Consider the following 12,191-nt stretch of genomic DNA (forward strand, 5'->3'; position numbering starts at 1 on the left):
ATCACTCCCAGCGGAACAGCGCAGCCGCCAGGGCGGTCCCGAGGACGATTATCCCCGAAAGTATCAGCAGGGGCGGCAGCGTCGGGGCGTCGGACCAGCTCTCCCGCAGGGCGGTCACGGCGTGGGTGAGCGGCAGGTAGTCGCCGATCCTGTGCATCGTCTCCGGCATGCCTTGGCGGGGGATGGCCGCGCCGGCCAGGAAGATCATCGGAAACATGACCAGCAGCCCGATCAGCTCGGCGGTCCGTGCGCGTGGCACGACGGCGGCGATCACGAACCCGATGGCGTAGCACATCAGCGCGCTCAGCACGAAGGCCAGCGCCAGCCAGGCCGGATGCGCGGGCGGGTCCACCCCGAACCCGATCATGCCGACCCCCATCACGATGGCCGCCCCGGCGAGCGCCATCGAGAGCTGGGCCACGATCTGCGCGGTGAGCAGCACGAACGGCGAGACGGGGGTGGTCGCGAGGCGGCGCAGCACCTTCCGCTCCCGGTAGGTCGCCAGGGTCGCGGGCAGCGCGGTGATCCCGCCGATGGCCAGGATCATGGCCAGGTAGCCGGGCACGCGGATCTCAAGCTGGTTGCTGCCGCCGTTCAACATGAGCAGCATGGACGGGAAGGCGACCATGAAGAACAGGCTGCCCGGGTCCCTGGCCAACAGCCTGAGTTCCGTCGCCGACAGGTGGGCGAACGCCTTCATCGCCCCTCCCCCAAGAGCGCGAAGTACGCCTCTTCCAGGGAGCCGGTCCCGGTTCGGCCGATCAGCTCGCGGGGGCTGCCGAGCGCGATGATCCGGCCGTTGCCGAAGACGGCGACCCGGTCGCACAGTTCCTCGGCCTCGTCCATGAAATGGCTCACCAGCACCGCCGTGGTACCGGAGGCCTTGAGGTCGCCGATGAGCGTCCAGGTCTCGCGGCGGGCGACGGGGTCGAGGCCTGTGGTGAGCTCGTCGAGCACCACCAGTTCGGGGCCGCCTACCAGGGCCATCGCGAGCTTGAGCCGCTGCTGCTGGCCACCTGACAGGTCGCCGAACGCCTTGTTCGCGATCGGGCCGAGCCCCCAGCGCTCCAGCACCGCCCGCCAGTCGTCCGGGCGATCGTAGAACGCCGCGAACAGGCGCATGGCCTCGGCCACCCTGAGCCGGTCGGGCAGCTCACCCTGTTGGAGCTGCACGCCTGTGCGCTGGGCGAGGGCGCGGCGGCGTCTCGCGGGGTTCTCACCGAGCACGCGTATGGTCCCCGAGTCCGGCTTGCGCAGCCCGACCAGGCATTCCACCGTGGTGGTCTTGCCCGCGCCGTTGTGGCCCAGGACTCCGAACGTCTCTCCCCGCTCCACCGTGAACGACACCCCGTCGACCGCCCGGGTGTTTCCATAGTTCTTGCGGAGGTCCTCGACCTCGATCACCGTCATGCTCCGAGCCTGGCGGCACGCGAGGTCGCGCGGCATCGCCCGATCGTGCGGGCGCCATCCTCCTTCCGGAGGATGGCGTCACCAGCCGTGGCAGACCTGCTGCGGCCCGCACACGAAGACTTGACCGCTCCTGTCCAGGAGCGAGATCACGCCACCGACCAGCGCAAACTCATCGACCCAGCGCAGAACTCCGCAGCGTGGTCACGCCTTGGGTGCGGTGAGGAGGCGGAGAGCCGTCGCGAACAGCTCGGGCGGACAGCGCTCGGGGGCCAGCAGGGTGAGCAGGCGCATGCCGATGTCGAGGGATTTCAGGACGGCGTCCGCCTGTTCGTACGGCAGCTCGCCCAGTCCGCTGCCGGGAGGCGCCAGCGGATGGCGATCCCGGCCGTCGACGGGCGGGAACATCAGGGCGATGAGTTGCTCGCGCACGGCGGGATGACGGGTGGCGTGGATCATGAGCTCCACGGTTATCTGGGCGAACGCCTCCTGATCGCCCGCGCGCACCCGCTCGGCCCAGTAGCCGGCGAACTCCTCCACCAGGTCACCGGCGTCACGTCCGGCATGGAGCATGCGTTCCGCCTGCGTCCGCGCCTCCTGCCCGAGGCGGTGCCGCATGACCTCCAGCAGCAGGTCCTCCTTGCCGTCGAAGTTGGAGTAGATGGCGCCCTTCGTGAGGCCGGCCGCGGCGGCGACCTCGTCGACCGAGGCGCCCTGGATGCCGCGTTCCGCGAACACCTTCTCCGCGGCCTCCAGCAGCTTGAGCCGGTTGCGCTCGCGCTGCTCCTGCCGGGTGAGTCGTTCTGCCACCGCGTCGATCCCCTTCCGGTTGACATCCCACATGGTATATGGATACTGATCGGTATTCGAATACCAACTAGTATCTGAGGATGGCAGTGACCACTCGCCGTACGTTCTTGAAGGCCGCCGGCGTCGCAGGTGGGCTCACGCTCTCCGGCACGCCCGCCGCCGCCCTGGCGGCCACACCGCCGAAGAAGACCCTGGAGAAGGCCGACAAGCTGTTCGCGTCAGGCGAATTCGCCGCTGCGGACGCGCTCTACCGGAAGGTACTCACCGGCGATCCCGACCACGTGCACGCGCTCGCCCAGCACGCCTACATCACGCTCCTGGCCAACCGGCTGCCCGCGGCGAAACGCCTGCTGGGGCGGGTGCTGCGACTCGACCCTGGGCACGCCCGCTCGCTGACGGGTCTGGCCAACGCGTTGTGGCGCGGCGACCGGTACGCGGAGCTGGCCGAGTTGCTCCCCTCGGTGAAGGAGGACGGCCCGTCGGCGACGGCGGACCAGCTGAGGAGCTTCGCCGGGCGCAGGCCGTTCGAGATCTCCGGGCCCGCGACGGTCAGGGTCCCGTTCACGGCGACCGACCCGCTGCCGATGATCGAGATATCGGTGAACGGCGCCCCGCCCGAGCTGTTCTTCCTCGACACCGGCGCGCTGTTCGCACTCAACGAGGAGTACGCCGATCGGCTCGACGTCCCCATGTACGGCTACACGACCGGCAAGACGATGTACGGCGATCACAAGGCGTACCAGGGACGCGTGGACCGACTCGCACTCGGCGACGGCCTGCGCATCGGCAACGTCCCGGTCCACACGATCCCGGACTCGATCCGCCTCACCGCGCCCGACGGCAGGGTCACCCAGGGCGCGATCGGCACGAGTGTGCTGGCGCATTTCCTGTCCACCATCGACTATCCGGACCAGGCGCTCGTCCTGCGCAGGGACAAGCAGGCGTCCGTGCGCGCGAGGCACAGCGCGCCCATGTGGTTCCTGGGCGACCACTTCCTGCTGGCCCACGGCACCGTGAACGGCCTGGACCGGATGGTGTTCTTCGTCGACACCGGCGGCGGCGACATCGGGTTCACCGCTCCCCGCTCCACCTTCACCGCCGCCGGCATCGAGGTCCCCCCGGGCGAGGGCTACCATCCGGTGACGGTGCGCGAGGTGACGCTGGGCTCGGCTGTCCGTCACGACGTGTCCGGTCTGACCGGTGCGTTCCCGGCGTGGTTCGAGAGCGGATTCGGCTTCCGCATCGGCGGGCTGCCCACGCACGGGTTCTTCAAGCGGTACGCGCTCACGTTCGACTTCACGCGCATGCAGATCCTCATGGACCCGACGACCTGACGTCCTGGACTCTTCGATGATCACCAGGTCGAGCCCGTGGAGCGGCCGGAGAAGGTCTCCGGGGGCGCCTGGTGGTCATTCGGGTTCGGCCTGGTAGAGCGGCCCAGGGTGCCACGGCGTTTGGCGAGGTGTTCGAGCCGGTTGATCACCACCACCCCGGCGGCGGTGATGAGCAACGGCTGCGGTACAGACGGGCGGGACCGCCTGCGCGCGTTGCCCGAGCTCAGGGGGGCCCCGGCCTGTTCGGAACTGTTCCGAACGGCGTGCGAACTTGTCGAGGGGCGGCGGAGCAGGAAATGTTGCCGGTGCAGTCCCCGATCACCCACAGTCGGGAGGTTTACGCATGTCGCGGCCGCCAGAGGGACAAACCGATGACCACGCCGCTCTGACCCGGTTGGAGCTTCCATGCGGGAACAAGAACTTTACGCCTTCGTCGCGGTTGCAGAGACCGGGCAAATGAATCTGGCGGCAAAGAACCTCGGCTATTCGCAGCCGGCGATCACCTATCAGATCAAGGGATTGGAGCAATCCCTTGGCACCAAGCTCTTCATCCGAGCCGCGGAAGGGGCGCGGCTGACCGACGAGGGCAAGGCCGCGTTCCCCACGATCAAAGCGATTCTGGCACTCATCGAGCAGCTCCGTGCCGCCACCGGGATCGACCCGTCGATGGCCGCTGACGCGGTGCGGGACAATCCGTTCGCTGAGGCCCAGGGAGCTTGAGGCCCAGGGAACCTGAGGCCCAGGGAAACCTGAGGCCCGCATGAAACCGATGCCGTCGCTTCGAACGCGTCCGCGATCCGCCGGAAAATAATCGGTGGACAATGCGCATGACGCTGACGATCATCGGGGCTATGCGGCAGGAGGAGATCTGGAACGTCGACAGCGCCCAGAGCTATGACACGCCGGGCGCCGGCATGTTCGCGCCCGAGGTCCTGGGGCCGACCGTGGACCGCCTCGCCGACCTCGCGGGCGATGGACGGGCCCTTGAGTTCGCCATCGGAACCGGCCGGGTGGCCATCCCGCTCGCCGAGCGAGGGGTGCCTGTCACCGGCATCGAACTGTCCCACCCGATGATCGACCAGCTACGGACGAAGGCAGCCGAACCGACGATCCCAGTGATCGTCGGCGACATGGCGACCGCCACCGCCCCGGGGAAGTACACGCTCGTCTATCTGGTCTACAACACGATTTCGAACCTGCTCACCCAGACCGAGCAGGTCGCGTGCTTCCGCAACGCCGCCCGTCATCTCCTGCCCGGCGGCCGGTTCGTGATCGAGCTGTGGGTGCCCGAGCTGCGCAAGCTTCCGCCAGGTCAGCAGGCCACGGTGTGGGGTTCCGCGCCGGGCTACATCGGCTTGGACACCTACGACGTGCTGCGCCAGCAGGTCGTGTCACACCATTTCTCGTTCGACGAGAGCCGGCAGGCCACGTTGTTCCGCAGCCCGCACCGCTACATCTGGCCGTCCGAGCTCGACCTCATGGCCCAGTTGGCCGGGTTCGAGCTGGAGACCAGGCACGCGGACTGGGCCGGAGCGGAGTTCACCGAGGAATCGCGTTCGCACGTATCCGTCTACCGCATCCCGCCGGACCGCTGACGCCGGTGAATTCGCCCGGCGCACGGCGTCAGCGGAGGAGGACACGAACGGTCCGGCCACGGGCGGCCGGGTCGTCGGGCCAGCGGAGGAGGGTGCGATGCCCGTCGGTCTGGATGACCGCGCCATCCGCGCTGACCGACAGGTCGGTGTCGATGGCGGCGGCGTCGCCGATGCCCCGCCGGCGAAGAAGCAGAGGGCCGGCCGCCTCGCAGGTCGACCAGGCGAGGACGCCGTGGGCCAGCCGTACGGCCAGCGGGAGCATGAGTCCTGAGCGGGCAGGCAGGTGAAGGCGGTGGCCGTCGAGGAGCGGGGTGCCGTCGCGGTGCATGACGAGTGACTGGTCGGCGGGGCTGACGTTGAGTACGTGCAGGAGGCGCTGGCCGGCGGCGTCGAGGGTCGAGGTCACGACGATGCCGGGGAAGGGGCCGTCGTGCGTGTGGCGGGGGCGGGCGCCGAGCCTGGCGAGCAGGGCGGTCCAGAAGTCCAGGTGGCAGGGGTAGTCGCAGGTGAGCACCACCGCGCGGCCTGAACCCGCGCGGACCTCCGCCCCGACGGCGTGACCGGTCGTGACGTCCCGCGCGAACACGTCGGCCCGGTCCGGGTCGGTCGGGGTGAGCGGTTGGAGCACGCCCACGCGGACCTCGGCGGGCTCGGCGGGACAGCGGACGGAGGGGAAGTGCTGGGCGGTGCCCTCCACCAGTGGCCCGGCCCGCAGCCCGAGGGCGTCAGCCAGGATCGTGCAGGGAGTCCCGTCCACGTCGCGGACCGGGAGAACCCCGGCGAGCAACAGCCGGCCGCCCGCCAGGACGTGGTCTGCCACCCGCCGTTGCACCCCGGCTGCCAGGGTGGAGGCGCTGGCCAGCACGAGCACTCGTGCCCTGTCCAGTTCGCCGGGCTCCTGCAGGTCGATCGCGGGGAAGGAGAAGCCGGACAGCAGCAGGGCGCGGGCGAGAATGTCGCGGGGACCCATGCCGCGGAAACGTTCGAGGTCGGCGACCACGGCGGCGCGCTCGGCGTCACCCGGGTGGCAGTACTCGGTCAGGTAGTGGTCGGGGACGAACGCGAGTGCGAGGCCGTCGTGTTCCTCGTCCATGTCGGCGAGCAGGTGGGCCGACCCGCGTACGGCCTGCGTCACCTCCCGGGTGGCCTGGTACGTCATGCCGGGGACGCCCTCCGGCCCGATGGGAGCGGCGAAGCCGTGACGTTCGCCGGTGAAGGCGATGCGGTCGTTGCCGTCGCCCGAGGGGAGGTCGAGCGGAGGGTTGACGCCGCCGGCGAAGAGGTAGTAGTTGATCAGCCGGTTGCCCTGGGCGACGCAGAGGCGGGTCTTGAGATCGACCGCCGAGGGAGGCACCTGCTGGGCGAGGTCCTCGCCGTAGTCGCCGCTGCCCGCCTCGAATTCCAGGGAGGTGAGCGGCTGGTCGGCGTCGTGCACGGCGGCCATGAAGGCATTGCCGACATAGAGGTCGGCGACGTTCTGCACGGTGAGATCGCCGAGATAGTGGTCGGAGCCCGACGTCATCTGGGGCTTGCCCCGGTAGCCGCGGTAGAGCTGGCTGATCCCGATGGGGTAGGTGCGGCCCCGGCCGCCTCCGGTGCCGTGGATGTTGATCAGGAACGGCACTCCGCACACGCCATGCGATTCCGCCTGCTTCCGGAGGAAGTCGATGTAGCGGGCGTATCTATCGCGGTGGTAGTCGCCAAGATCGTGATGCAGCGCCGGCGCGGAGCCGGTGGGCGACCGTACGCCGGGCCCGTGGCGCCCGCCGGACCAGGCGGCGAAGTCGGCGAGGACCACGTCGGTGAGGTCGGGGCTGTTGCTGACCCAGGAGAGCATCCCGATCTCGTTGTCGAGCTGCACGGCGGCGACCGGTCCGCCCCGGGTCACCAGGTTGGCGGCCAGCACGGGCATGATCGCGGCATACCAGCCGGAGACCTCGTCGAGGAAGGCGGGAGACAGATAGTCGATGGTGCGGGTGGGGGCCGGCGCGCCGTCCCAGCCGACCGGGTGGACCTCGGGGTGTTCGTCGTAGACGCGGTACGGGATGCCCTCGTTCTTCAGCTCGGCCATCACGAACGGGCCGGGCCGGGCGATCACCAACAGGTCGCGCTCGGCCGCGAGGCGGAGGAAGGAGACGAGGTCGCGGTGCTCCGCCGTACGGCCGGCGAGGTCGACGGCGCCGTCGGGGAGCTCGTGGACCAGCCACGGCATGTAGGTCGCGACGGCGGTGCAGCCGATCTCCGCGAGCCGATCGAGGCGGTTCGCCCAGTCGTGCCGACGCAACCGGAAATAGTGCACTTCACCGGACATCACAAGCTCCGGCCTACCGTCCACCAGGATCCTGCGCCTGCTGAGGCGGACACTCCGCACGTCGGTCATGTGACCGCGTCCTCTCCGGAGAATGCCGGTCCGGGCCTTGCCGCGCATCCGGATCCTCACATATGGTCCCTGAAAACGGTTACTGCAACGTTACGGCGAGGGTGACAGATGGGCAACAGGCGTCTCACGGTGCGAGAGATAGCCAAAATCGCCGAAGTGTCGGTGGCGACCGTCTCCCGGGTCTCGCGCGGCACCGGCCAGGTGAGCCCCGAGATGCGGGAGCGGGTTCTCCGGGTCATCGAGGAGCACGGCTACCAGCCGAGCCAGATGGGTCGCGCGCTGGCCGAGCGGAAGCACGGCTCGGTGGCGATCGTCTTTCCCGGCCTGAGCGGGCCGTACTTCTCGGAACTGATCCAGGGCTTCGAGTCGGAGGTCGTGGAGGCGGGGGCCGGCGTGCACATCATGGCCACCCACAACCGGGCGACGGCCGACGCGGACGTGCTGGCGTTGGCGTCCCGGGTGGACGGCATCGCCGTACACGGCGGCACGGTCAGCACCGAGACCGTCCAGCAGCTCTCCGCCACCGTCCCCGTGGTGATGCTCGCCGGGTGGCCGCTGGACGGCATCCCCGCCGTTCGCGCGGACAACTCGGCGATCGGCAAGCTGACCAGGCACCTGCTCGTCGATCACGGCTACCGCAAGCTGGCCTTCGTCGGAAACCCCGGCGGGTCACCGGACGTGACCGAGCGGTGGGAGGCGTTCCTCGCGGCTCACCGCGACGCGCGAGTGGCCGCCCCACGCAATCCGGTACGGCTGGGCCTGCAACAATCCGACGGCGTCATCGCGGCGGGCGAACTGCTCGACGGCCGCAGCCGGCCACGTGCCGTCGTCTGCGCCAACGACGAGACCGCCCTCGGAGTCCTCATCGGAGCCCTGGGCCGGGGCCTGTCCGTACCCGGTGACGTGGCCATCACCGGCTTCGACGACGTGCCGATGTCGTCGCTGGTGCAACCGGGCCTGACCACGGTCAGGCAACCGATCCGCGAGCTGGGAGCGACCACCGCCCGGTTGCTCATCTCGGGGGTCGGCGGGCGAGGCGCGGTCATGGACGCGGTACTCGCCACCGAGCTGGTTCTGCGGGACAGCTGCGGCTGCGTCCGCGCCTGAACACCCAATCTGGAGGATCAAGCCGATGAGACGCCACACCCCCGTCTGGATGACCGTCGCCGTCCTCGCGCTCGCAGGCTGTACCGGTACCGAAGGATCGAGCGGCACCACCGCCACCGCTCCGGGCATGGTCGACTTCCTCGACTACGGGGACTTCGGCGGCGGGACGGCGCCACAGGCCAACTACAACCCCTACCTGGACGCCACCAGGCTCGGCGCCACCGACTACATGTACGAGAAGCTGATGGTCTTCGACAACTACTCGTGCACGCCGCGCCCCTGGCTGGCGACGGGCTTCGAGTGGACCGACCCTCGGACGCTGGTCCTCAAGCTGCGTTCCGGGGTGAAGTGGACCGACGGCCAGACGCTCACCGCCGAGGACGTCGCCTTCAGTTACCAGCTGATCAAGAAGCACGAGGCGCTCGACACCCAGGGCCTGTGGAACTTTCTGAGCTCGGTCGAGGCCACCGGTGAATCCACGATCACCATGAAATTCGACGAACCGGGCGCCTCGGTGTTCACAATGGCGATCAACGTGCCGGTCGTGCCCGAGCACACCTGGTCCAAGATCCCCGACCCGGTCACCTTCGTGAACACCGACAAACCCGTGAGCAGCGGGCCGTACACGGTCAAGGCGTTCAACCCGCAGCAGCTCACCATCGAGCGGAATCCCGCCTACTGGCAGGCCGACAAGATCAAGGTGCAGGAGATCCGCTTCCACAAGGCGGACGGCGGCGGGCCCATCGACCAGCTCAAGCTCAGCCGTGGGGAGTACGACCACAACGCGATGTTCGTGCCCGACGTCAAGAAGGCGTACGTCGATCGTGATCCCGAGCACAACCACTACTGGTATCCGCCGGGCGGCACCATCAGCGCGTACCTCAACCTCACCAGGGCCCCCTTCGACGACGTGGCCTTCCGCAAGGCCCTGACCACCGCCTTCGACCACCAGGAGATCATCGAGAAGGCGCAGCTCGGCTACGTGGACCAGGCGAGCCAGACCGGCCTCATCGTGCCCGCGCACAACAAGTGGCTGCCGGCCGGACTCCCTGGCAACGGGCTGGTCAAATACGATGCCGCCGCGACCGACGCCGCGCTCACCGCCGCCGGCTACCGCAAGGACGGTACGGGCCGCCGACTGGGCAAGGACGGCAAGCCGATCGCGTTCACCTTCAAGGTGCCCGGCACCTACACCGACTGGGTGGCCGCCGCCGAGATCGTCGTCGACGGCCTCAAGGCGCAGGGCTTCGACGTCGCCATGGAGACGCCCGACCCGCAGACCTACGAGAAGGACCGGGCGATCGGCGACTACGACGCGCTGTTCGGCGCGTACGGCGGCTCGTGCAACATGTACCGCAACCTCGCCGACCCGCTGAGCGGCGACCTGAGCGCGCCGATCGGGAAGAAGGCGCGGAGCAACTACATCCGGTGGCACGACAAGGAGACCGACCGGCTGCTGGAGGAGCTGCGCGTCGCCACCGACGAGGCCACCCAGAAGGAGGCCATCGCGGGAGTGACCAAGGTGATGATGGAGCAGGTGCCGATGATTCCGCTCTGGTACGGCGCCAAGTGGTACCAGTACCAGACGGACAAGGCGATCGGCTGGCCGGAGGAGAAGAATCCCTACGCGTCTCCCGGCGACAATCTGCTGATCATCACGAACCTGCGGCCGACCGGCTGATCATGAGGTACTTCCTCCGCCGCGCGGGCTTCTTCGCCGCCACGTTGTGGGCGGCGGTCACGCTGAACTTCCTCATCCCGCGCCTGCAACCGGGAGACCCGGCGGAGGCCATCGTCAGCAGGTTGAGCGGTGAGACCAGGATCGTCGATCCGGCCCAGGTGGAGGCCATCCGCAAGATGCTCGGCGTGCCGGGCGGCAACCTGCTCGCACAGTACGGCGACTACCTGTCGGCGGTGCTCGCGGGCGACTTCGGGGTCTCCTACACGTACTTCCCCTACACCGTCACGCACATGATCGCCGAGGGGCTGCCGTGGACGGTGGTCCTCGTCGGGGTCACGCAGGTCGTCTCCTTCGTGGCCGGCACGCTCCTCGGCGCGTGGGCGGCCTACCGGCGCAACAGCCGGGTCGACTCGTTGATCACACTGGGTTCGACGTTCGTCGGCACCCTGCCCTTCTTCTGGCTCGCGCTGGTGCTCATCTACGTCTTCGGCTTCACCCTCAACTGGTTCCCCGCGCAGGGCGGCTACGGCGGCGGCAGCAGCCCCGGCTGGACCTGGGCGTTCTTCTCCGACGCCGTCCAGCACAGCGTCCTGCCCGCGCTGTCCCTGCTGATCGTCGGTCCGGTCGGCTGGATCATCGGCATGCGCAACAACATGGTGCAGACCCTCGGCGAGGACTACGCACGGCTGGCCCGCGCCAGGGGCCTGACCCGGCGCAGGATCGCCCTCACCTACGGCGCGCGGATCGCGGTGCTGCCGAACGTCACCGGCTTCGCCATCGCGCTCGGCGGCATCCTCGGCGGAACCGTCCTCGTCGAATCGGTCTTCAACTACCCGGGGCTCGGCCGGATGATGCTGGAGGCCGTCTCCAACCGCGACTACCCGCTGATGCAGGCGCTGTTCCTGTTCATCACGATCGGGGTGCTGGCGGCCAACTTCCTGGCCGACGTGCTGTACGGCGTGCTCGATCCGAGGGTGCGCGGGGAGGAGGCGGCATGACGGAGGCGGCCCAGGTCGCGGCGGGCAGGCCGGCGCGGCTCCCTGGCTGGTTCGTCATCCTGTGGCGCAACCGCAAGTGCCGGATCGGTCTGGTCATGCTGCTCGTCTTCGTGGCGCTGGCCGTACTGGCTCCGTGGATCACGCCGTACGGCCCGCGCGAGGACGACTATCCGCCGTCGATCGGCCCGGTGGCGGAGCACTGGCTGGGCACCACCGCCCGGGGCGAGGACGTGCTCTCCCAGCTCATCCACGGCGCGCGGACCTCGCTGCTCGTCGGCCTGGCCGCCGGGGTGCTCTCGACCGTCATCGCCCTCGCCGTCGGGCTCACCGCCGGTTACCTGCGCGGCCTGGTGGACGAGGTGCTGTCGTTCTTCACCAACGTGGCTCTCGTCGTCCCGGTGCTGCCGCTCATGGTGACGCTGGCGGCGTACGCGCCGGTCAAGGGCCTGTGGCTGATCATCTTCGTGATCAGCGTCACCGGCTGGGCGTACGGCGCGCGGATCAAGCGATCGCAGATCATCACGCTACGCACCCGCGACTACATCACGGCCGCCAAGTTCGCGGGCGACTCCACGGCCCGCATCATCGTGCGCGAGATCATGCCCAACATGACCTCGCTGATCGTGGTCGGCTTCATGGGGGCCTGCCTGGGGGCGATCGGTGGCGAGGCGGGGCTGGCCTTCCTCGGCCTCGGCGATCCGCAGACCACGAGCTGGGGGACCATGCTCAACCAGGCCAACAACGGCGGCGCGATGCTCACCGGGCAGTGGGCCTGGCTGGTCGCGCCGGGCCTGGCGTTCGCCGCGCTGATGACCGCGCTGACCCTGATCAACTTCGGCGTCGACGCGCTGAGCAACCCGCATCTCAGGGAGGACTGAC

12 protein-coding genes are annotated in these 12,191 nt (G+C 69.1%); 7 read left to right on the plus strand and 5 right to left on the minus strand.

What is annotated here, in order from left to right:
• Nucleotide 1: 1 nt before the first annotated feature.
• The 3 genes from MBA17_RS06535 to MBA17_RS06545 all read right to left on the minus strand — a co-directional run bounded on the left by MBA17_RS06535 (nt 2) and on the right by MBA17_RS06545 (nt 2,250).
• Nucleotides 2–700, minus strand: a complete 699-nt coding sequence (locus MBA17_RS06535) for an ABC transporter permease (RefSeq protein ID WP_238495369.1) — start codon at nt 698–700, stop codon at nt 2–4.
• Complete coding sequence (locus MBA17_RS06540) at nt 697–1,410, minus strand: ABC transporter ATP-binding protein (protein WP_238495370.1); 714 nt, start codon at nt 1,408–1,410, stop codon at nt 697–699. The genes MBA17_RS06535 and MBA17_RS06540 overlap by 4 nt, the downstream gene beginning before the upstream one ends.
• Nucleotides 1,411–1,611: 201 nt before the next feature.
• On the minus strand, nt 1,612–2,250 hold the full coding sequence (locus MBA17_RS06545) for a TetR/AcrR family transcriptional regulator (RefSeq protein WP_238495371.1): 639 nt from the start codon (nt 2,248–2,250) through the stop codon (nt 1,612–1,614).
• A 47-nt stretch (nt 2,251–2,297) separates the two neighbouring features.
• Here MBA17_RS06545 and MBA17_RS06550 point away from each other — a divergent pair, with 47 nt between their 5' ends.
• Nucleotides 2,298–3,551, plus strand: a complete 1,254-nt coding sequence (locus MBA17_RS06550; protein ID WP_238495372.1) for an aspartyl protease family protein — start codon at nt 2,298–2,300, stop codon at nt 3,549–3,551.
• A gap of 20 nt (nt 3,552–3,571) precedes the next feature.
• Here MBA17_RS06550 and MBA17_RS06555 read toward each other — a convergent pair whose 3' ends face one another.
• Nucleotides 3,572–3,727, minus strand: coding sequence for a hypothetical protein (locus MBA17_RS06555; RefSeq protein ID WP_238495373.1), 156 nt, complete (start codon nt 3,725–3,727; stop codon nt 3,572–3,574).
• 229 nt (nt 3,728–3,956) lie between these two features.
• Between MBA17_RS06555 and MBA17_RS49230 the strand changes: the two genes are divergently transcribed.
• A complete protein-coding gene (locus tag MBA17_RS49230; protein ID WP_274385017.1) occupies nt 3,957–4,271 on the plus strand; it encodes a LysR family transcriptional regulator in 315 nt (104 codons plus the stop codon).
• Nucleotides 4,272–4,378: 107 nt separating this feature from the next.
• Complete coding sequence (locus MBA17_RS06565) at nt 4,379–5,146, plus strand: class I SAM-dependent methyltransferase (RefSeq protein WP_238495374.1); 768 nt, start codon at nt 4,379–4,381, stop codon at nt 5,144–5,146.
• 28 nt (nt 5,147–5,174) lie between these two features.
• Here the strand turns inward: MBA17_RS06565 and MBA17_RS06570 are convergent, their stop codons facing one another.
• Nucleotides 5,175–7,526, minus strand: coding sequence for a beta-galactosidase (locus tag MBA17_RS06570; RefSeq protein WP_238495375.1), 2,352 nt, complete (start codon nt 7,524–7,526; stop codon nt 5,175–5,177).
• A 108-nt stretch (nt 7,527–7,634) separates the two neighbouring features.
• Between MBA17_RS06570 and MBA17_RS06575 the strand changes: the two genes are divergently transcribed.
• From MBA17_RS06575 to MBA17_RS06590, 4 genes are read left to right on the plus strand one after another with little or no spacing between them, the layout of a single operon-like run.
• Nucleotides 7,635–8,633: a LacI family DNA-binding transcriptional regulator gene (locus MBA17_RS06575; RefSeq protein ID WP_238495376.1), complete on the plus strand. Its 999-nt coding sequence runs from the start codon at nt 7,635–7,637 to the stop codon at nt 8,631–8,633.
• A 25-nt stretch (nt 8,634–8,658) separates the two neighbouring features.
• On the plus strand, nt 8,659–10,314 hold the full coding sequence (locus tag MBA17_RS06580; RefSeq protein WP_238495377.1) for an ABC transporter substrate-binding protein: 1,656 nt from the start codon (nt 8,659–8,661) through the stop codon (nt 10,312–10,314).
• Between the two features lie 2 nt (nt 10,315–10,316).
• Nucleotides 10,317–11,312 carry an ABC transporter permease gene (locus MBA17_RS06585; RefSeq protein ID WP_238495378.1) on the plus strand — a complete coding sequence of 332 codons (996 nt, stop codon included), beginning with the start codon at nt 10,317–10,319 and terminating at the stop codon, nt 11,310–11,312.
• Nucleotides 11,309–12,190, plus strand: coding sequence for an ABC transporter permease (locus MBA17_RS06590; protein WP_238495379.1), 882 nt, complete (start codon nt 11,309–11,311; stop codon nt 12,188–12,190). Before MBA17_RS06585 ends, MBA17_RS06590 begins: the two co-directional genes overlap by 4 nt.
• Nucleotide 12,191: the final 1 nt, after the last annotated feature.

Origin of the sequence: Dolomitihabitans soli, from assembly GCF_022213955.1 — a bacterium.
GTDB lineage: Bacteria > Actinomycetota > Actinomycetes > Streptosporangiales > Streptosporangiaceae > Streptosporangium_A > Streptosporangium_A soli.